This is a genomic window from Pedobacter sp. KBW06, assembly GCF_003852525.1.
GTDB lineage: Bacteria > Bacteroidota > Bacteroidia > Sphingobacteriales > Sphingobacteriaceae > Pedobacter.
The window spans coordinates 443848-466853 of sequence record NZ_QAJL01000003.1 but is presented as its reverse complement, the minus strand read 5'-3'; the positions used below and the strand labels follow the sequence as shown (position 1 = coordinate 466853).

21 protein-coding genes are annotated in these 23006 nt (G+C 43.8%); 14 read left to right on the top strand and 7 right to left on the bottom strand.

The genetic code is table 11. The annotated features are described in order from the left end of the window. Positions 1 to 83: 83 nt before the first annotated feature. Genes rpe through DBR43_RS16780 form a run of 5 tightly spaced genes read left to right on the top strand, consistent with a single transcriptional unit; the run spans position 84 to position 6509 of the window. Entirely contained in the window at positions 84 to 755 is a 672-nt protein-coding gene (gene rpe, locus DBR43_RS16800) for a ribulose-phosphate 3-epimerase (protein ID WP_124582836.1), read from the top strand. Then, positions 756 to 3137, top strand: coding sequence for a TonB-dependent receptor (locus DBR43_RS16795; RefSeq protein ID WP_124582834.1), 2382 nt, complete (start codon positions 756 to 758; stop codon positions 3135 to 3137). A 48-nt stretch (positions 3138 to 3185) separates the two neighbouring features. Next, the gene (gene serC / locus DBR43_RS16790) at positions 3186 to 4250 is read left to right on the top strand and encodes a 3-phosphoserine/phosphohydroxythreonine transaminase (RefSeq protein ID WP_124582832.1); all 1065 of its coding nucleotides are present in this window, start codon (positions 3186 to 3188) and stop codon (positions 4248 to 4250) included. Between the two features lie 11 nt (positions 4251 to 4261). After that, the gene (locus DBR43_RS16785) at positions 4262 to 5212 is read left to right on the top strand and encodes a D-2-hydroxyacid dehydrogenase (RefSeq protein WP_199757071.1); all 951 of its coding nucleotides are present in this window, start codon (positions 4262 to 4264) and stop codon (positions 5210 to 5212) included. 52 nt (positions 5213 to 5264) lie between these two features. Further along, on the top strand, positions 5265 to 6509 hold the full coding sequence (locus DBR43_RS16780) for a DUF1015 domain-containing protein (RefSeq protein WP_124582830.1): 1245 nt from the start codon (positions 5265 to 5267) through the stop codon (positions 6507 to 6509). Here the strand turns inward: DBR43_RS16780 and DBR43_RS33215 are convergent. Genes DBR43_RS33215 through DBR43_RS16765 form a run of 4 tightly spaced genes read right to left on the bottom strand, consistent with a single transcriptional unit; the run spans position 6506 to position 8250 of the window. Continuing rightward, positions 6506 to 6652 carry a hypothetical protein gene (locus tag DBR43_RS33215; RefSeq protein ID WP_199757070.1) on the bottom strand — a complete coding sequence of 49 codons (147 nt, stop codon included), beginning with the start codon at positions 6650 to 6652 and terminating at the stop codon, positions 6506 to 6508. The genes DBR43_RS16780 and DBR43_RS33215 overlap by 4 nt on opposite strands. Before the next feature lies 1 nt (position 6653). Then, complete coding sequence (locus DBR43_RS16775) at positions 6654 to 7163, bottom strand: hypothetical protein (RefSeq protein WP_124582828.1); 510 nt, start codon at positions 7161 to 7163, stop codon at positions 6654 to 6656. Positions 7164 to 7174: 11 nt separating this feature from the next. Beyond that, the gene (locus DBR43_RS16770) at positions 7175 to 7459 is read right to left on the bottom strand and encodes a putative quinol monooxygenase (protein ID WP_124582826.1); all 285 of its coding nucleotides are present in this window, start codon (positions 7457 to 7459) and stop codon (positions 7175 to 7177) included. Positions 7460 to 7470: 11 nt separating this feature from the next. Then, complete coding sequence (locus DBR43_RS16765) at positions 7471 to 8250, bottom strand: S-adenosyl-l-methionine hydroxide adenosyltransferase family protein (protein WP_124582824.1); 780 nt, start codon at positions 8248 to 8250, stop codon at positions 7471 to 7473. A 102-nt stretch (positions 8251 to 8352) separates the two neighbouring features. On the opposite strand from DBR43_RS16765, the gene DBR43_RS16760 reads away from it, so the two are divergent. The 6 genes from DBR43_RS16760 to DBR43_RS16735 all read left to right on the top strand — a co-directional run bounded on the left by DBR43_RS16760 (position 8353) and on the right by DBR43_RS16735 (position 14717). Further along, positions 8353 to 9330 (top strand): PhoH family protein, encoded by a 978-nt coding sequence (locus DBR43_RS16760; RefSeq protein ID WP_124582822.1) that lies wholly within the window; start codon positions 8353 to 8355, stop codon positions 9328 to 9330. 37 nt (positions 9331 to 9367) lie between these two features. After that, positions 9368 to 10321, top strand: a complete 954-nt coding sequence (locus DBR43_RS16755; protein WP_124582820.1) for a phosphoribosylaminoimidazolesuccinocarboxamide synthase — start codon at positions 9368 to 9370, stop codon at positions 10319 to 10321. A 166-nt stretch (positions 10322 to 10487) separates the two neighbouring features. After that, positions 10488 to 10874, top strand: a complete 387-nt coding sequence (locus DBR43_RS16750; RefSeq protein ID WP_124582818.1) for an STAS domain-containing protein — start codon at positions 10488 to 10490, stop codon at positions 10872 to 10874. Further along, complete coding sequence (locus tag DBR43_RS16745; protein WP_124582816.1) at positions 10874 to 11785, top strand: ribonuclease Z; 912 nt, start codon at positions 10874 to 10876, stop codon at positions 11783 to 11785. Before DBR43_RS16750 ends, DBR43_RS16745 begins: the two co-directional genes overlap by 1 nt. Positions 11786 to 11959: 174 nt before the next feature. Beyond that, positions 11960 to 13390, top strand: coding sequence for a glycoside hydrolase family 125 protein (locus DBR43_RS16740; protein ID WP_124582814.1), 1431 nt, complete (start codon positions 11960 to 11962; stop codon positions 13388 to 13390). 16 nt (positions 13391 to 13406) lie between these two features. Beyond that, entirely contained in the window at positions 13407 to 14717 is a 1311-nt protein-coding gene (locus tag DBR43_RS16735; RefSeq protein WP_124582812.1) for a GH36-type glycosyl hydrolase domain-containing protein, read from the top strand. A gap of 90 nt (positions 14718 to 14807) precedes the next feature. Here DBR43_RS16735 and DBR43_RS16730 read toward each other — a convergent pair whose 3' ends face one another. From DBR43_RS16730 to DBR43_RS16720, 3 genes are read right to left on the bottom strand one after another with little or no spacing between them, the layout of a single operon-like run. Then, positions 14808 to 15761 (bottom strand): MlaD family protein, encoded by a 954-nt coding sequence (locus tag DBR43_RS16730; protein ID WP_124582810.1) that lies wholly within the window; start codon positions 15759 to 15761, stop codon positions 14808 to 14810. Between the two features lie 14 nt (positions 15762 to 15775). Further along, positions 15776 to 16621, bottom strand: coding sequence for an N-acetylmuramoyl-L-alanine amidase (locus DBR43_RS16725; RefSeq protein WP_124582808.1), 846 nt, complete (start codon positions 16619 to 16621; stop codon positions 15776 to 15778). 38 nt (positions 16622 to 16659) lie between these two features. Continuing rightward, a complete protein-coding gene (locus DBR43_RS16720) occupies positions 16660 to 17538 on the bottom strand; it encodes an N-acetylmuramoyl-L-alanine amidase (protein WP_233603017.1) in 879 nt (292 codons plus the stop codon). 56 nt (positions 17539 to 17594) lie between these two features. Here DBR43_RS16720 and DBR43_RS16715 point away from each other — a divergent pair, with 56 nt between their 5' ends. Genes DBR43_RS16715 through DBR43_RS16705 form a run of 3 tightly spaced genes read left to right on the top strand, consistent with a single transcriptional unit; the run spans position 17595 to position 22964 of the window. After that, positions 17595 to 20324, top strand: coding sequence for a putative LPS assembly protein LptD (locus tag DBR43_RS16715; protein ID WP_124582804.1), 2730 nt, complete (start codon positions 17595 to 17597; stop codon positions 20322 to 20324). Between the two features lie 10 nt (positions 20325 to 20334). Then, positions 20335 to 21582 (top strand): competence/damage-inducible protein A, encoded by a 1248-nt coding sequence (locus DBR43_RS16710; RefSeq protein ID WP_124582802.1) that lies wholly within the window; start codon positions 20335 to 20337, stop codon positions 21580 to 21582. A gap of 50 nt (positions 21583 to 21632) precedes the next feature. Continuing rightward, positions 21633 to 22964 carry a dihydrolipoamide acetyltransferase family protein gene (locus DBR43_RS16705; RefSeq protein ID WP_124582800.1) on the top strand — a complete coding sequence of 444 codons (1332 nt, stop codon included), beginning with the start codon at positions 21633 to 21635 and terminating at the stop codon, positions 22962 to 22964. Positions 22965 to 23006 lie beyond the last annotated feature (42 nt).

Here is a 23006-nt window from a genome sequence, read left to right as displayed (position 1 = left end):
TCTGATAAATTGCTTGAGCTGTTGTATGCCATAAACAGCTTTATTTTTTATATTTACTTCGTTAACATTAAAACCTGTTTATCATGAAACACCTCATTGCTCCATCTTTACTTGCCGCTGATTTTGCGAACCTTCAACGTGACATTGAAATGGTCAATTCCAGTGAAGCAGACTGGTTCCATGTAGATGTGATGGATGGTGTTTTTGTGCCCAATATCTCTTTTGGTTTTCCAGTGATGGAAGCAGTAAAGAAACATGCCACCAAACCGCTTGATGTACACCTGATGATCATAAATCCTGATCAGTACATCGAACGTTTTGCAGCAGCAGGGGCAACGGTAATTACCGTTCATTATGAAGCCTGTACACACCTTCACCGAACTGTGCAGGCGATTCATGCGGCAGGTTGCAAAGCTGGGGTAGCCCTGAACCCACATACGCCGGTAGCCTTGTTAAAAGACATCCTAGCAGACCTGGACCTGGTCCTGGTGATGTCTGTAAATCCGGGCTTTGGCGGACAACAATTTATCCCCAATACCCTGAACAAACTCAGAGAGCTGAAAGCAATGGCGGCTACCTTAAATCCGGACCTGATCATCGAAGTAGACGGGGGCGTAGGCATCCATAACATCGCTGACTTAATCCAGGCAGGAGCCAGCGCTTTTGTCGCCGGAAATGCCATTTTCGCAGCAGCATCTCCAAAAGAAATGATTTCAGAATTAAAAAATCTCAATGCAGGCATCCTGAAAGTTTAAATGCTGAAACGCCTCCTGTTGCTCTCTATCCTTCTCCTGGGTTTTACAGGGCTGAAGGCGCAACCTTTAATAAAGGTGACGGGAACGGTGACGAATGAACTGCGACAACCTTTGCCGGATGTAACGGTTCGCATCCTGGGGCAGGATCAATCGTCTTTAACAGATGAAAAAGGAAATTATACCATATATGCAGCGAGTACTTCCTTTGTACTGAAGTATTTCCTGTTGGGTTATAAACCCGTGCTGATCCCCATCACCCATGATAAGGCAGGGCGACTGGTTCAGCAGGTCACACTGAGCGAAAGTAGGAATGAACTGGAACAGGTCACGATTACGAATAAACAAAATCAACTCAGCAATAGTACCACCATAAATATTGCCGGAATCCCGGCCATGCCATCCCCCTCGGGGAATTTTGAAGCCATCCTTAAAACTTTACCGGGCGTTTCTGCAAACAATGAACTGAGTGCTCAGTATAGTGTCAGAGGAGGGAATTTCGACGAAAACCTGGTTTATATAAACGATATAGAAATCAACCGGCCCATCCTCATCAGAAACGGACAGCAGGAGGGACTGAGCTTCATCAATGCTGATCTGCTGAGCAGTGCGCGCTTTTCTGCAGGAGGCTTTGAAGCAAGGTATGGGGATAAGCTTTCTTCTGTGCTGGATGTGAAGTACGGAAGGCCTGATAGCAGTCAGACGGTATTAACGGCAGGGCTGAACGGTGCTTCCCTGAGTACTAAACTGCTGAGGCAACGCAGCTTCCTGCTCGCTGGATTGCGCTATAAAAACAATACGGGAATCCTGGGAACTCAGGACAATAAAGGAAGTTACCGCCCGAATTTCACCGATGCACAACTGATTTTTCAACAGGAACTCTCTCCAAAGTTCAGCCTTAATTTTCTGGGAAATTTAAACAGCGGAACCTTTAAACTCATTCCCGAAAGCCGCCAAACGGAGTTCGGTACCCTGAGCAGAACGGTCCGCCTGAATGTGGGATATAATGGTGAGGAGGTAGACGACTACCGGACATTGGGAGGAGCAGTGACCGCCCTCTATACACCAAAGCCCAACCTGGTAATCAAATGGATCAACAGCTATTTCAATAGCCTGGAAAGAGAAAACATAAACATCCAGGGCGCGTATTTTTTGAGGGAACTGAACACCGGTCTTGTGAAACCAGGGACGGAGGGATCTGCCACCGATAAAGGCAGCGGAGGCTACTTTACCTTTGCCGACAATAAACTGCGTTCCCAAAGCCTGAGCTCTGAACTAAAAGGAGATCAAACTTTTAACAACCATACTTTTTCCTGGGGATTGCGCTTCGAATATAAAAGCTATCGGGATGAACTCAACGAGTACAGCCTGATCGACTCTGCCGGTGTAAACCGTTTTTACGGAGGACCGGCAATTGACGTTAAAAATAAGCTGGAAATTCAGTATTACAGCGCTTACGTGCAGGACAGTTACAGCCTTTCTCCACATACGGACCTTCAGCTGGGGCTGAGGGCCAATTACAACAGTCTGAGTACTCAGCTGCTGCTGAGTCCGCGCTTACTGCTGGCTTATCGCCCAAAGGGCAACAACAAGATTTTCAGGTGGAGTGCAGGCATTTACCAGCAGGCACCGGATTACCGGAGCATCAGGGATTTTCAGGGACAGCTGAACCTGAATCAAAAAGCCCAGAGGTCTTACAATACTTCTGCAGGAATGGACTATGCTTTCGATGGACTGGGAACAAGACTGAAATTTAGTACTGAAGCTTATTTTAAATACCAGGACAGGCTGATTCCTTATATGATGGACAATGTGCGGATCAAATACCTGGCAGAAGAAATGGCAAAAGGGTATACCTATGGGGCAGATTTCAGCATCGGCGGAGAGTTCGTGAAAGACCTGGTTTCTCATTTCAGGCTGTCCCTGATGCAGGCAAGACAGCAGATCGAAAATGATTCCCGGGGCTTCCTGAAACGTCCAACTGATCAGCTGGTGAATTTCTCTGCCTATTTTCAGGACCGCCTGCTCAACAGTCCGACCTATAAAGTTCACCTCAACCTGCTTTACGGATCAAAATTGCCCATAGGCGCACCTTCATCAGACCGCTATACGGACAATTTTCATATCCCTGCTTATAAAAGAATTGACATTGGTTTCTCAAAAGATTTTCTGGATGATGCTGCTTTAAGGAAAGCCGGATTTCTGGATAAATATTTCAGTTCATGCGCAGTTTATGCAGAAGTGTTTAATCTTTTGAATATAGACAATACCGTTTCCTACCTCTGGCTGAAAGACCTGAATAACGTTCAGTATGCCATACCTAATTATTTAACGGGCAGACGGATCAACCTGAAAATGATCATTAAGTTTAAAAATTCGAAATAATAAACCATAGAAAATATTACATTTACAACTAATAAAAATAACATAAAAATGAGACATAATTTCGGCGCTGGACCCTGTATCCTACCACAGGAAGTTTTCAAGCAAGCATCACAAGCAGTACTTGATTTTAAAGACGGCTTGTCTATTCTGGAGATCTCTCACCGCACACCTGAATTTGAAGGTGTAGTTGAAGAGGCCGGGAAGTTGGTTAAAGAATTGTTAAATGTTCCTGCCGGTTATTCCGTTCTCTTTTTACAAGGTGGTGCGAGTTTGCAATTTGCAATGGTTCCTATGAACCTGTTGCCTGAAGGCCAAACAGCCAGTTACCTGGAGACAGGAGTATGGGCAAACAAAGCGATTAAAGAAGTCGCTACTTTTGGAACTGCAAACATTGTAGGTTCCTCAAAATCATCGAACTATACCTTTATTCCTAAAGACTATAGTATCCCTGAAGATAGTGCTTATTTCCACTGCACCTCGAACAACACCATTTATGGAACAGAGATGTTCAGCCTGCCTGAAACAAAAGTTCCTGTAGTTTGTGACATGTCCTCAGACATCATGAGCCGTGTAATTGATGTAGCTCAGTACGACCTGATCTATGCCGGTGCACAGAAAAATATCGGCCCTGCCGGTTTAACTGTAGTGATCGTGAAAGACGAGATCTTAGGTAAAACAGGTAGAAAAATCCCTTCTATGCTGGATTATAAAGTGCATATCGAAGGTGGTTCTATGTACAATACCCCGCCGGTATTCTCTATTTATGTAGCGATGCTGAACCTGAGATGGTTGAAATCTAAAGGTGGCGTAGCGGAAATTGAAAAAGAAAACATTGCCAAAGCGAAAGCTTTATATACGGAGATTGATAGAAATCCATTGTTCAAAGGTACCTGTGCAGTAGAAGACCGTTCAAGAATGAACATCTGCTTCGTGATGGAAAACCCGGAACTGGAAAAACCTTTCCTGAAGTTCGCCGAAGAAAATGGCATCGAAGGCATTAAAGGCCACAGAAGTGTGGGCGGTTTCAGAGCTTCGATGTACAACGCGCTGCCTATTACCAGCGTACATACTTTAATTGAATTAATGCAGATTTTTGCTGAAAAACACCAATAAAATATAAATTGATGATTAAGATACTTGCAAACGATGGAATAGATCCCATCGGTAAATCCATGTTAGAGCAGGCAGGTTTTGTTGTAGATACAGAAACTGTTGCCCAGGATAAATTAGCTGATGCTTTACAGAATTACGATGCGATTACGGTACGTAGCGCAACAAAAGTACGCCAGGAACTGATCGATCAATGTCCAAACCTGAAACTGATCGGTAGAGGCGGGGTAGGAATGGACAATATTGATGTAGACTATGCAAGAGGCAAAGGCCTGGCAGTAATCAATACGCCGGCAGCTTCTTCACTTTCTGTAGCAGAACTGGTATTTGCACATTTATTCACCGGTGTTCGTTTCTTACAGGATGCCAACAGAAAAATGCCTGTTGAAGGAGATACTAAATTCAACGCGTTGAAAAAAGCATATGCCAAAGGGGTGGAACTGAGAGGTAAAACGATCGGTATCATCGGTTTCGGCAGAATCGGAAGAGAAACAGCTACAGTAGCTTTAGGCCTGGGAATGAATGTCCTGGCTTATGATCTTTTCCCTTTTGAAGGAAACCTGACGCTAAACCTTCAGGGTGGTATTAAAGTAGACATTCCGGTGAAAACAGTTTCCCTGGAAGAGGTGATCAGCAATAGCGATTTCATCAGCTTACATACCCCATTTGCAGACAAGCCAATCTTAGGTGCCGAAGAATTTGAAAAAATGAAAGCCGGTGTGGGTGTGGTGAACTGTTCAAGAGGTGGAACGATAGACGAAGCGGCATTGATCGCTGCTTTAGATAGTGGTAAAGTTGCTTTTGCAGGTTTAGATGTGTTCGATAACGAACCTACACCTTCCACTGCGATCTTACAACATGCAAAGATCTCTTTAACACCGCATATCGGTGCGGCAACAAACGAAGCGCAGGAGCGTATCGGTGTTGAACTTGCTACATTAATTATTGAGCATTTTAATAAATAGCTTTTAATGAGGCACCCGAACGAAAAGGGTGCCTCATTTCCCAATCCATCCTATGCCAAATATAAAGCCTTTCTGCGGATTAAAACCTGCAGTACACCTCCAGTCAAAGGTGGTAACCCGTCCGTTGGAAAACTATGGAACGGGTGAAGCCCGCTTAATTGCGTCCGAAAATAACTGCAGTTTCCTGCACCTTATTAATCCGGAACTGGACAATCCATACCTCAGGGGAACCAGACAGGAGCTGATCTTTAAGAAGATTGCGGAAAATTTCGAAGGCTTTCTGGAGCATCAATACCTGGTAAAAGAAACTCAACCGGCAATTTATGTGTACCAGGTGGAACACGATGGCTTATGTCAGACGGGAATCTGGACATTGACACACATTCATGATTACCTGGAAGGAAGGATTAAAAAACACGAATCTACTGTTGAACGCAGGGAAAAACTGCTGGCTGATTATTTACAGCAAACCGGACTGGACGCCAACCCTGTCCTGATTACCTATCATCCTAATCAGCTGATTGACGAACTGACCGCAAAATATACCGCGCTAAATCCTGACCTTGATTTTACTTTTGCAGACCAGAGCCGGCATCGCATATGGGCAATCAGCGAAAGTGAAGATCTGGAGAAAATGGTGGCCGCATTTCAGGCCATACCTTCGGTATACATCGCAGATGGTCACCACAGAGCAGCCTCTATGGCTAAAATGGGCCTGCAGAAGCAGGTTTTGAATGGAGATAAGCACAATGGCTCAGAACTCTACAACTACTTCACGACAGTCTATATGAATACAACTGAGGTGAAGGTACTGGAATTTAACAGACTGGTGCGGGATCTGGGAACATGGACTGCGGAGCAATTTATGGAGGCGCTGAACGGTTGTTTTGAAGTCGAAACATCGGAACTGCCGGTGAAACCCGGAGCGTTGCATAAAATCGGAATGTATTTTCAGGGCCAATGGTATGTTTTAAGTCCTAAGCCTTCCATCTATGATGCCAATGATCCGGTGTCGGTGTTGGATGTCAGTATCTTACAGAATTTTATTCTGGAGCCGCTGTTGGGAATTAAAGATCCGAGAACAGATGCCAGGATCACTTTTGAGGGGGGAAGAACAGATGTCCTTGCCTTGCAAAATAAAGTAGATAACGGGCTGTTCGCCATTGCTTTTACCTTATTTCCTACTTCTGTCGCACAGGTGATCGCGGTTGCAGAAGCAGATGGGGTAATGCCTCCGAAATCGACCTGGGTAGAGCCGAAATTCCTGGTCGGACTGCTGACGAGCTATTTTAACTAGCGGAGCGAATTGGTCAGGACCCAATACCGGTAACCGAGTATCGCTTTCTGGAGCGTACTGAGCTTCATTGGGTCCTTTTTATACAGGCTGGGAAGGACCATTTTATTGACCTTCGCCAGCATTTTGAAAAGCCATGTTCTCATCTTAAATCTTCTTCATTTTCTTAAGCAGTACAAAGACCGTTCCGCCAAGTGCCAATGCCAAAAATATAATCGCATAAACATAAAAGGTTTTGCCTTTTTCTGCCCGCTGTGCTTCCTTTTTAAGGAACTGATTCTGGTCCTGTAATTTCTTGATGGAGAGCATGTAAGCCTGAATTCTGCTGTTGGTGGTATTGGCGGTGCTAATCACGTCTTTCACCTCCTGATCTTTATAATCCATCAGTATTTTAAGCTCCTTGAAGATGTTGTTGTCGTTGAGCACAATCTGACGCAGGATTTCATTGGAGTTCTTAATGTCTCCTTTGGTCTGAAAGCCGAAAATTCCGGTCCTTGCATCTAAACTCTGGTCATATAACCCAAAACGCTGGCTGCGCTCTGCGAGCAATCCGTTGATCTTTAAACGCTGAATCTGATAGGCACTGGTGTCACTTTGAAAAGCAGCTGCCCGGAAACCAAATCCAAGTAGCAGGAGAAGCAATAAATTTTTGATCATTCTATGTGTTTCTAAGGACTCAGCAAACTCCATGCCTCAGCTTTAGACTGGAAGTTGGGTTTGACCAGGGCCCAGGTTTCCCGGAAGAGGAGCGACCGGCGGTAATCCTCCAGATGCTGTTCATCTGCCCAGTGGCTGATGGTAAAGAACACATTGGGGTCTAGAGTGTCCTGCAACAATTGAACGGCGCTGCAGCCTTTAAATGCGGCGATTTTGGGTTGTACAGTTTTGAAGGTTTCTTTAAACTCTGCCACAAAAGCAGGGGAGAAATGCATTTTTACCAGACGGATCAGCATGAAATTATTTTTTAAGGATGAAATTCAACCCTGACAATATCGCTCAGGTGTAAACCGAGTAAACCGCTGGCTTTTCCCTTGTTGATGGCAATTTCCAGGTGGTTACTGATGCCAAAAAGACAGAGTTTCTCTCCTTCAGGAACCTCATTGTAATGCCAGCTCAGCTGGGTAATCGTTTCACTCTTTCTGAAGTACAAAGTGAAGTCCCGGTTCCGCTGAATCTTCGTGAACAATTCTTTGGTGATATTGGTGATGACGTTGGAAAAAGTGTCGATGTAAATCACACTTCCACGGATGATATCACGCTCAATCACAGGGTTTAGCAGCATGCGCTCCTCTACACTGTCGGTCGGCATTCCGATGTCCCTCAGCCTGCCGCCTTTGGCAAGGTGGATGGCCGCTTTCACAAAGATATCCACCAAAGGAAAATGAAGGTACTTCAGGTCCTGCATGATGTTCAGCTCCACGATCTCATCGGGCATCTCTTCAAATAGCAAAGAGAAGATGCCGTTGTCTGCACCCACGAAGTAATGGTCTTTGTATTTCAGGGCAATATATCTCGTGTTTTCACTGAACACAGAATCGATACCGATCAGGTGCACAGTACCTTTAGGAAAATAAGGATACACGTTCTTTAAAACGAATGCCGCATAAGAAATATTGAAAGATGGAACTTCATGTGTCACATCAACAATATTGGCCGTAGGTAAGATACTCAGGATACTGCCTTTGAGGGCAGCCTGGTAAAAATCTTTTGAACCTAAATCTGTCGTTAATGTAATAATGGCCATTAAAAATTGAATATTTATTCTTAATCTTGCGTAAGCGGCAAATCGCGTACAAATATTCAATTTTTATATCAAAATATACACCTCTATCTAAAAAACAATATTTTGAACGAACTTAAATTAACATTAGAATCGGTAGATCCGGTACAGTTTTGGGGAGCAAACAATGAGCATTACGAGATCATTAAGAATGCTTTTCCGAAGCTTAAAGTTGTGGCCAGGGGCAATGAAGTGAAAGTATTGGGTGATGAGAAAGAGCTTAAAGTTTTTGAGCAGAAATATACGCTGTTGCTGAATCAGCTGGAGCAGTATAGCACATTAACGGCCAGTGATGTAGAATCTATCCTCGTTTCAAAAAAAGCAACACCTGCCTCAGAAAATGGCACGGCCGAAAAGCCTGCTGTGGCTTCTGCGGGTGGCGGTGGTGAGGTGATCGTATTCGGGACAAATGGTTTAATGGTGAAAGCCAGAACAGCCAACCAGAGACGTATGGTAGACAGCATCGTGAAAAATGATGTACTTTTTGCCATCGGCCCTGCCGGAACAGGAAAAACCTATACTGCAGTGGCACTTGCCGTAAGAGCACTGAAAAATAAAGAAATTAAAAGGATCATTTTAACCAGACCTGCGGTAGAAGCAGGGGAGAGCCTGGGCTTTTTGCCGGGCGACCTGAAGGAAAAAGTAGATCCATACCTTCGTCCGTTATACGATGCACTGGATGATATGATCCCGGCAGAGAAACTGAAACTTTATCTGGAAAACAGAACCATAGAGATCGCCCCGCTGGCTTTCATGCGTGGAAGAACCCTGGATAACTGTTTTGTGATCCTCGATGAGGCCCAGAACTCAACTGACCTTCAGCTGAAAATGTTCCTCACCCGGATGGGACCATCTGCCAAGTTTATTGTAACGGGCGACATTACCCAGATCGATTTGCCTAAGAAACAAATGTCCGGACTGCACAATGCCCTGCGGATCTTAGATGATATTCCCGGTATTGAAATTATTTACCTGACGGGGGAAGATGTAGTGCGGCACAAACTGGTAAAAAGAATTTTAAAAGCCTACGGCGATATCCAATAATTTAAGAACAAATAACAACAGCTCTTTGGCAAATACCATGACAGCAATTAAAGAAACAAATTTTAGCTTTCCAAAGCAAACCAATTTTTACAAGGGAAAAGTGCGTGACGTATACACGATCAATAACGAGTTTATGGCCATGGTCGTAACCGACAGGATCTCTGCATTTGATGTGGTGTTGCCGGAAGCGATTCCTTTTAAAGGACAGGTGCTGAACCAGATCGGCGCAAAATTCCTGAGTGCAACGAAAGATATTGTCCCTAACTGGGTAATCGCTGTTCCGGATGAAATGGTGACTGTTGGAAGGATCTGTGAGCCTTTTAAGGTGGAAATGGTGGTGAGAGGTTATCTTGCAGGACATGCCTGGAGAGAATACAGTGCAGGCAGACGCAGCGTTTGCGGAGTGGCTTTGCCGGAAGGATTGAAAGAAAATGATAAACTGCCTCAGCCCATCATCACCCCAACTACAAAAGCGGCGGTAGGTCATGATGAAGACATCTCCAGAGCAGATATTTTAGCCCAGGGAATCGTATCCCTTGAAGATTATACACAGCTGGAAGCCTATACCTATGCCCTTTATGAGCGTGGTGCACAAATGGCCGCAGAACGTGGACTGATCCTGGTAGATACCAAATATGAATTCGGAAAAGTAGGTGCAGAGATCTTCCTGATCGATGAAATCCATACCCCGGACTCTTCCCGTTATTTTTATGCGGAAGGATATGCAGACAGACAGGCAGCAGATGAGCCTCAGAAACAATTGTCAAAAGAGTTTGTCCGTAAATGGTTAATCGAAAACGGTTTCCAGGGTAAAGACGGACAAAGCATCCCGGTGATGACTCCGGAAATTGTAAACTCTATCTCAGAGCGTTATATTGAGCTTTATGAGCAGATCACCGGCGATACCTTCGTTAAAAACGAAAGCGCAGATGTGCTGCAGCGAATTGAAGAAAATGTAGTCAATTCTTTAAACGGGCTTTTAGCAAACTAAAACCTGTTTTTAAAATCAGCGGTCGTCATTCCTAACCATCGGATGACGACCGTTATATCAACCCGCCAAACCGGATTGCATCCTTTCTGAAGGAATTATTCAGTCAATCCTTACTAAAACAGATAAAATTAATTACTTTAGCAACACAAATAAATAAATCAATATCATGAAATTTTCAGTTGACAAGCACGAAAAGTATGTTGTTCTTAAGCTTAGAGAATCTAAGTTCACCAATGACAATACCCCTAAGTTAAAATCTGAGTTCATTTTATTGAACGCAGAAGGTTACCATAACATCGTTCTGGATTTATCAGCCGTAAAAGAATGCAATGATTCTCAGGACCTGAGCAGTTTACTGGTAGGAGACCGTCTATGTAAAAAAGCAAATGGCTTGTTTATCCTTACCGGAATAAATGGCGTTGTTGCTAAAATACTGGAAATGTCTAACCTGGATCAGTCGCTGACCATCGTGTCGAAACTGAACGAAGCAGAAGACCTGATTTTTATGGAAGAAATTGAGAAAGAATTGTTGGGGAGCGTAGATAAAGGTTAATGAAGTTTGAGGTTACCATTTTAGGCAGCAGTTCTGCCACACCCGTATACAATAGAAATCCAAGTGCCCAGCTTCTAAACTGTAATGAGAAATTTTACCTGATCGACTGCGGGGAAGGAACCCAGCAGCAATTGATCAAGTATGGTTTTAAAGCAAGTAAAATAGATTTTGTATTCATCAGCCACCTTCACGGAGATCATTATTTCGGATTGATCGGTTTGCTTTCTACCATGCATTTGAATGGAAGAATAAAACCGATTAAAATCTTTGGTCCTGCAGCTTTGATGGAGATTCTGGACCTTCAGTTTAAACATTCTGAAACCATCCTCCGGTACCCTTTGGAATTTGTAGCCATCACTGCGGATGAACCCCGGCTGATCTTTGAAAATTCAGACCTGAGCGTATCTACGATTGTGCTGAATCACAGGATTCCCTGTACGGGCTTCGTCTTCACAGAAAAGAAACGGTTGCGCAAAGTGATCGTGGAAAAGCTCGAAGAAGAAAACATCCCGCTGGAATATTACCCTTTACTGAAAAGAGGGGTAGACCTGACCTTACCAGACGGAACAATACTCCTGAACAAGGACTATACCACCGACTCAGATGAGCCCAGAAAGTATGCTTATTGTTCGGATACCCTTTGTGATGGCAGCTATTTCGAAGAGATCAAAGATTGTAACACCCTGTACCATGAAGCAACCTTCTTACATGAAATGCTGGAACGGGCCAATCAAACACACCATACGACCGCTTTACAGGCCGCTGAGACGGCGATAACGACCGGAGCAAGGAAATTGCTCATCGGACACTTTTCTTCCAGATACAAGACCTTACAGCAGCTATTGGAGGAAGCCATGTCGGCTTTTGAAAATACTCAGCTGGCTCAGGAAGGAAGTACCTTCCAGATCTGAGCCGGCTCAGGTTAATCCCTGTGCTCCAAACCTGAATATTCTTTTATTCCCGGCCCTTTTTGCCTGACAAATTGAGGGATTTTCCTATGCAATAAAAAATACTTCGGCTTCATGTATATACATATGGACATATGCGTTATATTTGTAGATAACCAGCAGCCATTCTATAACCGTATGAACACAAGAAGAGATTTTATCAAAACAGGCAGTATCCTTGGTGCAGGGATGCTGTTGCCATCTTTGGATGCATTTACCATCGGGAAACCGGACTTCATCAGCAGGCGTCCGGCATTGTCTGACAGACATTTTACCAGTGAAGCAGTAGAAGCAACGATTAAAAACATGAAAAAGGCCCTGCCCAATAAGGAACTGGCCTGGATGTTTGAAAATTGTTTTCCCAATACCCTGGACACAACGGTCTACCATGAAATGAAAGACGGAGTTCCGGATACTTATGTGATTACGGGTGATATTGATGCAATGTGGCTGAGAGACAGCACCGAACAGGTCTGGCCCTATGTCCCCCTGGCAGCAAAGGACCCCAAACTCAGGCAGCTTCTTGCAGGAGTCATCAACAGGCAGGTGAGGTGTATTCTAAAAGATCCTTATGCCAATGCTTTTTACAAGGACGAAACCAAGATCAGCGAATGGAAGGATGACATTACCGCCATGCAGCCCGGAATTCACGAACGGAAATGGGAAATTGATTCACTTTGTTTTCCAGTCAGACTGGCCTATAAATATTGGAAAACTACTGCTGATGTGCAATGTTTCGGCAAGGATTGGAAAGAATCGGTTCGGCTCACGCTCCGGACTTTCAGGGAGCAGCAAAAGAAAACCGGAAAAGGTCCGTACTCTTTTCAAAGGAAAACTTCCTGGGCCACAGATGGGGTGCCGCTAAGCGGATATGGATATCCGGTGAAACCGGTAGGCCTGATCTGCTCCAGTTTCCGGGCCAGCGATGATGCAACGATATTTCCCTTTCTGATTCCGGCAAACTTCTTTGCGGTGGTCAGCTTAAGGCAAGCTGCGGAAATCCTTTTTAAGGTATACAACGATAGCACATTGGGGAATGACTGCCTGGCCCTGGCAGATGAAGTAGCCCTGGCCCTGCAAAAATATGGAATTGTAAAACATCCTGATTTTGGGGAGGTCTATGCTTATGAAGTGAATGGCTTTGGAAGTTTCAACATCATGGATGATGCGGGAACGCCAAGTTTATTATCCCTTCCATACCTGGATGCGGTGCAGGCAAATGATCCGGTATATCAGCGAACAAGAGCGCTGATTCTTTCTGATGCCAATCCTTTTTTCTTTAAATCCACACGTGCAGAAAGTATTGGGAGCCCGCATTCAGGGATCGATATGATCTGGCCATTGAGCATCATTACACGTGCGCTGACAAGCAGCAAGGATTCGGAAATCAAAGCAGCGGTAAAAATGCTGATCGATACACATGCAGGAACCGGCTTTATCCACGAAAGTTTTCATAAAGATGATCCTTCAAATTATACCAGAAAATGGTTCGCATGGGCAAATACTTTGTTTGCGGAACTGGTTCTTCAGATCCATGAGAAGAAACCGCATTTATGGAAAGAAATCTAAACCAACACACAACAATATGAAACCAATAAAACTTTATTCCTTTCTTTTAGCACTGCTCCTGTCGGGGGCTTTGTCTGCCCAGACGGTAAAAAACAAAGCACTGGCGGCGAAAATACTGGCCGACAGCAGATTGGATACCATAGAGAACCGTTCCCTGCGTTTGCTTAGCGGTTTTGCTGCAGGAACCTCTTATGGTGAAATCTGGATCCGTGACCTCAATACTTTTATCATCGGATCGCTGAGGATCCACCCTAAAGAAAAAGTCAGGGATATCCTGTTGTATTTTTTTAAGTTCCAGGACAAGGACGGGAACATTGTAGATGGTTATATCCCGCAGAAAAAGGCGGATAAAAGTTACGATCCGGAGCGCTTTATCTATTCTGATCTGGCGCCCGATTTTGCGGCACATAAAAATACGGTAGAAACCGATCAGGAAACTTCCCTGATCCAGGCCATCCGTAAATATGTAGACATCACGGGCGACCACAGCATCCTTGCCGAAAAGATCGCCGGGAAGACGGTAAATGAGCGGATAGAAATGGCGATGAACTTCCTGATGAAAGAACGCTGGTCGGCTAAATATGGATTGATCACCGGGGCGACCACCATGGATTGGGGAGATGTGCAGCCGGAAGCAGGCAGCAATGGTGTCTTGCTGAATAAGAACACGAAATGGGCAATTGATGTCTACGACAATGCCATGTTCTATATGGCGATCAATGACTTTCTTGCCATTCAGCCCAAAGGACTTAAAACGGGACAGGACTGGCGTAAAATCGCAGCTTCCCTGAAAAAGAATATCCGCCTGCATTTATGGATGCCCTCGAAAGGGAAATACCTTCCGCATATTTATTTAAACGGCAGCCCTTTCAGTAAAGATTTTAAAGAGGAAGAACTGCTGTATTCAGGAGGGAGCGCCTGTGCTATTTTAGCGGGGCTCAATACCCCTGCGGAGATAGCGGTCATCAATAAACAACTGGTAAATGCAGCTTCAAAGGAGAAACATGCAACGATAGGGATGACGGTTTTCCCACCATATCCATTGAAAGAATTTCCGAACATGGCGCCTTATGTCTACCAGAATGGGGGAGACTGGACCTGGTTTGGCGGTCGTTTTATTCAGGGGCTCTGCAAGTATAATTTCATACAGGAGGCTTATACGGAATTAGACCCTATGCTGGAAAGGGTGCTTAAGTATAAAGGTTTCTATGAATGGTACGAAGTCAGGACCGGCGAGCCTAAAGGTTCCGGTGATTTTCGCGGTGAGGCAGGAGTATTGCTGGATGCAATTACTGACCTTAGAAAATGGGCGAAAGCAAATCAATAGACTGATGTAACCGATAAAAAAGCTAATGTAATCCATAAAAAAAGCGGCCCTGAGATTTCAGGATCGCTTTTTTTATGACCTTGAAAGGGTCTATTTGTCTTTTTTCGAACCGCCACCGAACACAGAGAAGTGAACGTAACGTTTAGGATTTTCTTTTAAGTCGATGATCAGCTTGTCCAGGTTCTGAGAAGCACTGTTCAGGTTGTCATACATTTTTGTATCGTTGATCAACAGGCCTAAAGTACCTTTTCCTTCATTGATCTTACCCACAATGGCTTGTAAATCTGCCATTGATTTATTGGCATTGTCTATCGTTTGTTTGAAGTTTGCTGCAGCCACCTGATCGGTAATGCTGCCGATGTTGTTCAGAATACCATTGATCTTTTCGTTGTTGTTCTTCAGGTTCGCAGAGATGGCCTCCACATTCGCAAGAATAGAAGAGATGCGGGTTCCTTCAGAACCTACCAGGTTATCCACTTTTTTCGAAGTGGCTTCCAGTGAAGCAAGGGTAGAAGCAATGCTGTTGAAACTTTTGTCTACATTCTTCTGGAAATTAGGGTTCAGGATAGAGTTTACACTCGTTAAGATAGAGTCCATTTTCGCAATGATCAGCTCTGCTTTCTTTTGTACCGGCTGAACGGTTTCCAGCAGGCCTTTAGCTACATTGGCATTTAAAGTATCTCCGTCTTTTGCGTATACATTTCCGGTTCCCAGCGCCATTACAATGGCTTTACCCCCTAAAAGGTCAACGCTTTCCAGTTTTGCAACACTGTTTTTAGGGATTTCATACTTCCCTTTGATTTTTAAGGTCGCGATGATCGTTCCGTCAGACTGAAGCGTCAGTTTATCTACCCGGCCAATCTGATAACCATTGATCAAAACGGGTTTGGATACACCCAGTCCGTCTACATGCGAATACCTGGCATACAATACGGTTTCGCTGGAAAAAATGGCATTGCCTTTTAAAAAGTTGTAGCCAATGATCAACATGGCTATGGAAAAGGCTGCTAGTATGCCTACTTTGGTTTCGTTTGCTATTTTCACGTATGTATGTTTACTTAATTTACTTCTGTTTGTTTTTTATATTTCTTTACGGCGTCAAAAATAGCATGTACAATTTCCGATTGTCCGCTTGCAGAATTCATGTAATTCTCCTCTGCCGGATTCGATATAAATCCGATTTCCGTTAACACAGCAGGCATTCCAACCCTTTGTAAAATTAAAATCCCCTGCTCTTTTACTCCTCTGTTTACGCGTTTGTTCTCGTTGGTGTAGTTGTCCTGAATCAATCTGGCCAATTTCAGGCTTTTATCCCTGAATGTATTTTTAAACAAAGATAGTATAATAAATGTTTCGGGATCGTTAGGATCGTAACCGTCGTAGTTTTGTTTGTAGTTTTTTTCGAGTTTAATATCGGCATTCTCCCTGATGGCTACATCCTGCTCGTTCAGACGGTGTGTACCCGCAACGAAAGTCTCCGTTCCACTGGTGGAAGAATTCTTTACATAGGCATATCTGGGGATCTTTTTACCACCTTTTCCTTTGGTATATCCGTCTACCACTCTTCTGTCGGGCATAGAGTTGCAGTGGATAGAAATGAAAATATCTGCTTTGGCATCATTGGCAATTTCAGCCCTTTTATAGAAGTCTACATCTACATCGGTTTTCCTGGTATACAGTATGCGGACTTCCGGCATTTCTTCTTCAAACTTCTTTCCAAGGCGAAGGGCCACCTGCAGGGCGACATTCTTTTCTACAGAGTAACTGCCTGCGGCACCAGGTTTACCTCCTCCGTGACCGGCATCGATCACGATCGTTTTAACCTTATATCCTTGCGAAAAAGCAAATTCTGAACTTATAAACAATAAAATGGTAAACAAGAATATACTTCTTTTCAATCTCATCAGGCTTAACTCTTTTTTATTTTATCGGTATCTAACTATTATCCTTCTATCTTATGCTGATAGCTTTGTATCGCTTTCAACAGGCAATTGGTAATTTCTATTTGTCCGGCTTCAGAGTTCATATAATCTTCTTCATCAGGGTTACTGATAAATCCGATCTCTGTTAAGATGGCCGGCATTCCTGCTCTGGCCAATACGGCAAGACTTTTCTCCTGCACCCCACGGTTTACCCTTCCTACATTAACATATTCGTCCTGAACAAGTTTTGCTAATTTTAAACTTTGTGTTCTGAACGTATTTTTCATCAAAGATAGTATAATATAGTTTTCCGCATTATTGGGGTCAAAACCTTCATAATTTTCTTTATAGTTATCCTCCAGGAAAATGGCGGCATTCTCTCGTTTGATTACTTCGTCCTGTTCATTGATTCTTCCCATCCCGGAAACAAAGGTTTCCACGCCACGGGTCGAAGTGCTTTTCCGATAGGAACTTTCGGTAATGGGAATTCTTTTTCCATTACGTCCTTTTCTATAGCCCGTCACACTCGTAGAGCGGATCATCGGCATATCGTTACAGTGGATGGAGATAAAAAGGTCTGCTTTTGCGTTGTTTGCAATGGCAATGCGTTCGTAAAGCGGCACAAAAACATCAGTAGACCTGGTATAGATCACTTTAACGTCTTTCATATTGGCTTCAATCGCTGCTCCAAGCCGTAAAGCCGTTTTCAGGGCAACATCTTTTTCCGTGGAATAAGCCCCTCTGGTAGAGCCGTCTTTTCCGCCGTGACCAGCGTCTAATACGATGGTTTTTATTTTATATTCCTGCGTAAATGCTTGATAACTAGTGGTCGTAGCTAATATCAAAGAAATAAATACGATCAAAATTGCATTTGGTCTGAGCAATGGCATATTTTTCATTAATTTTGAACGTTTTGGATTAAACATTAATGCAAAAATAACATTCACACACGAATTTGAAACTTTTAAGCGACATCATTTTTTTAAAACGGCTTGTTTTATTAACAATTGTTAGTATTCCGGCACTTGCATCTTCTGGTTTTTCCTCGACACAACAGGTCATCCCTCAGGTAGATACCACTAAAAGAAGTGGTGTCAAACCCGGAATTAAGCCTGGAATAAAAAGTAATCCTGCAGATACTTCAAAATCCAGTGATAAGATTGAATACTCTGCCAAAGATTCCACAAAAGTTGATAAGAAGGAAGGCATCATTTATTTATATGGTCGCGCAAGGGTGGTATATCAGGGATTGGAGCTGGATGCCGATTACATTACTTACAATACCAAAAGCCATCAGATTTTTGCCAGCGGAAAACATGACGCCAAAGGTAAATATGTAGGCCGCCCGATTTTTAAAATGCCCGGACAGGGGAGCTCCCTGGCGGATTCATTGCGTTACAATACCGAGACTGCTGCCGGAAAGATTTACGGCGTGTTTACCGAACAGGAGGGCGGTTTTTTCTCCGGCGGACTTGCCAAGAAACAACCGGATGATGAAATTCACAGTAAAGGACAGACCTATAGTACCTGTAATTTACCGCATCCCCATTTCGGGATTCACATTACCAAAGGGATTGTTACCGAAAATCAAATCATTACCGGACCTGTTTACTTAAAAATAGAAGATATTCCTTTACCCATCGGATTGCCCTTTGCCTTTTTTCCAAAGCCAAATAAGAAGTCGTCCGGGATCATTTTGCCCAGCCCCGGTGAAGATTATACCAGGGGTTTCTTTTTAAGAGACGGTGGATATTACATGGGCTTTAGTGATTATTTTGATGCCAAACTGATCGGATCAATTTATACAGGTGGTTCTTATGATTTAAACCTGACTTCCACCTATACGAAAAGGTATAAATACAATGGAAATATCTCTTTAAGTTATTCCAGTATTGTCACGGGATCTGAAGGTACCAGGAATTTCGGAAGGCAAAAGCCATTTGCGATCAACTGGTCCCACAGTCAGAATGCAAACGCGAATCCCGGGAGTACGCTAAGTGCCTCGGTAAATATCCGGACCAGTAGTTACAACAGCTTGACCGCGGCCGGAAATACCTACGATCCGATTGCACTTTCTCAAAGCATTTTGGGTTCCTCCGTGAATTATTCTAAACAACTTTTTGGAGATTTGTTTAACCTCTCTCTTGCTGGAAGGGTGAATCAGGATGTCTCCAGAAAAACGGTCGACCTGACCTTGCCGGATATCAATTTAACGATGTCAAGGCAAATATTTCCTTTTGCCTCTCAAAGCAGGGTTGGAGATCCAAGATGGTACGAAAAGATTTCCGTTGGATATAGCATGCTCAGCAGCAATGCGGTGACTTCCGCTGATAGTTTGTTGTTTAAGCGCCAGACCCTGAATAAATTCAGAAACGGGGTACAGCACAACATTCCGATTCAGATGAATTTTAATATATTAAAGTATTTCAATTTTGGAACAAGTGTAACCTATAGGGAAACCTGGCATTTCCAGTCGATCAAAAAGACGTTCATGAGGCCTACTGGTGGTACCACAGATCTGAGCAGGATTGATACCGTTCCAGGATTCAACCGTTATGGAACCTATAACCTTGGTGGATCAATCGGTACCAAGATCTACTCCACCGCGCAGTTTACGAAATTGGGAAATCTGAAAGCGATTCGACATGTCATGTCGCCAAATATTGGATTTAACTATGCACCTGACTTTTCAGATCCAAAACTGGGAAATTATTTAATAGCCAGATATGCAGACGGTAGTATTGTACCGGAATCAAGAAGAGCGGATGGCAGTTTCGATAAGGACGCGAATGGAAATCCGGTACGCCCGCTTACCTACGCCAGGCAAGAGGGAATGTTATATGGCGGGCCTTCTAAAGGCAGATCCGCAAGTTTGTCTTTTACGCTGCAAAATACGGTAGAAGCGAAGGTTTTGGTGCCGAATGATACCACTGGAAAAGGAGAAAAGAAAGTTCCGATTATTAATAACTTAAGCATCAGTACGAGTTACAATTTTCTTGCGCCGAGGTTTAAACTAAGCCCGATTGGTGTTACAGGAAGTACTCCTTTTACCCCGAAATTCCAGGTGAATTATGGCGCAACCTTTAATCCGTACCAGACTACGGATACTACTGTTAACGGTCAGTCCATCAAAATTGTGCAGGACAGATACACCTGGGCAAAATGGCGCTTACCCCGCATGACAGCTTTTAACCTATCATTTGATTATAGTCTGAACCCTGAGGCCCTGAAAAGAAAAAACATCAACCAACAGGATCAGCGCGAACAAAATATTCAGAAAGGAATGACCCCGGAGCAGGCAGAGGCGATGGCGCTGGTAAGCAGGGATCCAAATGCTTTTGTCGATTTTAAAATTCCATGGAACTTTGCCTTCAGGTATTCCTTTAACTATAATGCCAATGATGCCGGACAGCAAGGCCGCTATACCAATAGTTTGTCTTTTAACGGGGATGCCAACATTACCCCTAAATGGAAAGTCACCTTTAATTCCGGCTGGGACTTTAAGGCACAAAACTTTACCATGACCACATTTGGAATTTACCGTGACCTGCATTGCTGGGACATGAGTTTCAGCTGGGTTCCCTTCGGTACCTATCAGAGTTATTCTGTAGACATCAAGGTGAAAGCTTCAGTGCTGCAGGACCTGAAACTGAGCAAGAGAAAGAACTACTATACGAGATACTAAACCCAATGATATGCTGGCGGAAATTATAACCATAGGCGACGAAATCCTGATTGGTCAGATTGTAGATACCAATTCTGCATGGATGGCCAAACAATTAAACCTGATTGGAATGAAGGTGAAACAGATCACCTCGGTCTCCGACGATGCGGGCCATATCATTGAAGCTTTGGAGCAGGCCGAAAAAAGGGCCGACGTCATTTTAATTACAGGAGGATTAGGGCCTACAAAGGACGACATTACCAAAGTAACCCTGGCAAAATATTTCAATATGGGTTTCAGAAGAGATGAAGAAACCCTGCAGCATGTGACCGAAATCTTTGAACGCTTTAACCGGCCGATGATCGAGCTCAACAGAAAGCAGGCCGATGTTCCTGATGGCTGTACGGTCATCAAAAATAAAAACGGAACCGCGCCATGTATGTGGTTTGAGGAGCATGGAAAGATCTTTGTCTCCATGCCGGGTGTCCCTTTTGAGATGATGTATTTAATGGATGATGAGATCATTCCGAGAATAAAAAAAGCTTTTCAGCTTCCGGTCATTTACCACAAAACAATCCTCACTTCAAATATCGGGGAATCCTTTCTGGCAGTAGAAATAGAAGAAATCGAAGATGCCTTACCTGCACACATTAAGCTGGCCTATCTGCCGAGGCTGGGGCAGGTCCGCTTAAGGCTAAGTACTTCCGGAACAGACGAGGAAGTCCTCAAAGAGGAAGTAGAAATCTATGCACAGCAAATCGTAGCCAAAATAAAGAAATACGTGGTTGCAGAAGAAGATATTGCTTTGGAAAAGGCCATTCTGAACTTTATGGAAGCGCGAAAACTGACGCTTTCCACTGCGGAGAGTTGTACAGGAGGATACATTGCACACCTGATTACCCAGCATCCGGGATGTTCTTCTGTTTATGAAGGAGGAGCGGTGACCTATTCTTATGAACTTAAAATGTCCATTCTTGGTGTTCAGCAGGAAACGCTGGCCAAATATGGTGCTGTGAGTGAAGAAACGGTCAAAGAGATGGCTTTAGGTGCAATAAAATATTTTAAAACAGACTATGCGGTAGCCGTTAGCGGCATTGCCGGACCTGATGGGGGTTTACCCGATAAACCTGTCGGAACTGTCTGGATAGCAGTAGCTCATGCCAAAGGAGTGGTGTCGAAGGTATTTAGTTTTGGCAACAAAAGAATACAGAATATCGAACGTTCTGCCAGTGCTGCCTTGTCAATGATTTTGAACGAACTCCAGCAACATGAGGATTAAGTGTCCGAAATACTTTACTTTTGTACCTGATACCAATCATAAAATAAAAAATGGCTCAATACGAATTATTGTTACCTAAAATGGGGGAGAGCGTTGCGGAAGCAACCATTATCAAATGGGCGAAACAACCAGGAGATATGATAGAATTGGACGATACAATTTTGGAAATCGCTACTGATAAGGTAGATTCTGAAGTTCCATCACCAATCGCCGGTAAGTTAATCAAACAGTTATTCAAGGAAGATGAAGTGGTTCAGGTAGGTGCAGTAATTGCAATTATCGAAACCGATGCCAATGCCGCTGCAGCACCTGCTGAAACAGCAGCAGCTCAGCCGGAAGCGGAGACTGTAACCGAAGAGATTCCGGGTACAGAACAATTGCCTTCGAACGATGCAGCCGCACAGCCGGTTAAGCAAAGTAATTCAGATCGTTTTTACTCACCATTGGTGAAAAATATCGCTGCTCAGGAAAATATTGAGCAGAGCGAATTGGATGGCATTACAGGTACAGGAGCAGAAGGACGTTTAACAAAAGATGACCTCTTAAATTATATTCAACAGAAAACAGGTGGTGCTGCTCCCAAAGCAGCAGTAGCAGCTCAAACAGCCGTTCCTGTAGTCAACAATCAACCCGCGCCTTCTAAACCGGTACAACCGGTAGTAAGTGTGAATGGTGGGGATGAAATCATTGAGATGGACAGGATGCGCAAGCTGATTGCCGATCATATGGTGATGAGCAAGCACAATTCTCCGCACGTAACTTCTTTCGTGGAAGCCGATGTAACCAATATGGTGATGTGGCGCGAAAAAGTGAAACGCAACTTTGAGAAACGTGAAAATGAAAAGATCACCTTCACACCGATCTTTATCGAAGCGGTAACTAAAGCAATTAAAGATTTCCCAATGATCAATGTTTCTGTGAACGGAACGCAGATCATCAAGAAAAGAGATATCAATATCGGTATGGCAGCAGCTTTACCAAGCGGAAACCTGATTGTTCCGGTGATCAAAAATGCAGATCAGCTGAACCTGGTAGGTTTAACGAAATCGGTGAACGACCTGGCCATCCGCGCCCGTAATTCAAAGCTTAAACCAGACGAAACTCAGGGCGGAACATTTACCCTGACCAATGTAGGTTCTTTTGGAAATGTAATGGGAACGCCGATCATTAACCAGCCTCAGGTCGCAATTCTTGCCGTAGGTGCGATTAAGAAAAAACCTGCAGTACTGGAGACTGAATATGGGGATGTCATTGCCATCCGTCACATGATGTTCCTTTCCCTTTCTTATGACCACAGGGTGGTAGATGGTGCCTTAGGTGGATCATTTGTCCGCAGGGTGGCAGATTATCTGGAAAGCTGGGACATCAACAGAGAGATTTAATCTTTTAAAAGAAAATACAGCATACGCAAAAGGCCCCGGAAT

What these genes read in the sequence shown, in the direction of transcription:
- rpe (WP_124582836.1), top strand. Translation starts at nt 84, where the DNA reads ATGAAACACCTCATTGCTCCATCTTTACTTGCCGCTGATTTTGCGAAC.
- DBR43_RS16795 (WP_124582834.1), top strand. Translation starts at nt 756, where the DNA reads ATGCTGAAACGCCTCCTGTTGCTCTCTATCCTTCTCCTGGGTTTTACA.
- serC (WP_124582832.1), top strand. Translation starts at nt 3,186, where the DNA reads ATGAGACATAATTTCGGCGCTGGACCCTGTATCCTACCACAGGAAGTT.
- DBR43_RS16785 (WP_199757071.1), top strand. Translation starts at nt 4,262, where the DNA reads ATGATTAAGATACTTGCAAACGATGGAATAGATCCCATCGGTAAATCC.
- DBR43_RS16780 (WP_124582830.1), top strand. Translation starts at nt 5,265, where the DNA reads ATGCCAAATATAAAGCCTTTCTGCGGATTAAAACCTGCAGTACACCTC.
- DBR43_RS33215 (WP_199757070.1), bottom strand. Translation starts at nt 6,652, where the DNA reads ATGAGAACATGGCTTTTCAAAATGCTGGCGAAGGTCAATAAAATGGTC.
- DBR43_RS16775 (WP_124582828.1), bottom strand. Translation starts at nt 7,163, where the DNA reads ATGATCAAAAATTTATTGCTTCTCCTGCTACTTGGATTTGGTTTCCGG.
- DBR43_RS16770 (WP_124582826.1), bottom strand. Translation starts at nt 7,459, where the DNA reads ATGCTGATCCGTCTGGTAAAAATGCATTTCTCCCCTGCTTTTGTGGCA.
- DBR43_RS16765 (WP_124582824.1), bottom strand. Translation starts at nt 8,250, where the DNA reads ATGGCCATTATTACATTAACGACAGATTTAGGTTCAAAAGATTTTTAC.
- DBR43_RS16755 (WP_124582820.1), top strand. Translation starts at nt 9,368, where the DNA reads ATGACAGCAATTAAAGAAACAAATTTTAGCTTTCCAAAGCAAACCAAT.
- DBR43_RS16750 (WP_124582818.1), top strand. Translation starts at nt 10,488, where the DNA reads ATGAAATTTTCAGTTGACAAGCACGAAAAGTATGTTGTTCTTAAGCTT.
- DBR43_RS16745 (WP_124582816.1), top strand. Translation starts at nt 10,874, where the DNA reads ATGAAGTTTGAGGTTACCATTTTAGGCAGCAGTTCTGCCACACCCGTA.
- DBR43_RS16740 (WP_124582814.1), top strand. Translation starts at nt 11,960, where the DNA reads ATGAACACAAGAAGAGATTTTATCAAAACAGGCAGTATCCTTGGTGCA.
- DBR43_RS16735 (WP_124582812.1), top strand. Translation starts at nt 13,407, where the DNA reads ATGAAACCAATAAAACTTTATTCCTTTCTTTTAGCACTGCTCCTGTCG.
- DBR43_RS16725 (WP_124582808.1), bottom strand. Translation starts at nt 16,621, where the DNA reads ATGAGATTGAAAAGAAGTATATTCTTGTTTACCATTTTATTGTTTATA.
- DBR43_RS16720 (WP_233603017.1), bottom strand. Translation starts at nt 17,538, where the DNA reads ATGAAAAATATGCCATTGCTCAGACCAAATGCAATTTTGATCGTATTT.
- DBR43_RS16710 (WP_124582802.1), top strand. Translation starts at nt 20,335, where the DNA reads ATGCTGGCGGAAATTATAACCATAGGCGACGAAATCCTGATTGGTCAG.
- DBR43_RS16705 (WP_124582800.1), top strand. Translation starts at nt 21,633, where the DNA reads ATGGCTCAATACGAATTATTGTTACCTAAAATGGGGGAGAGCGTTGCG.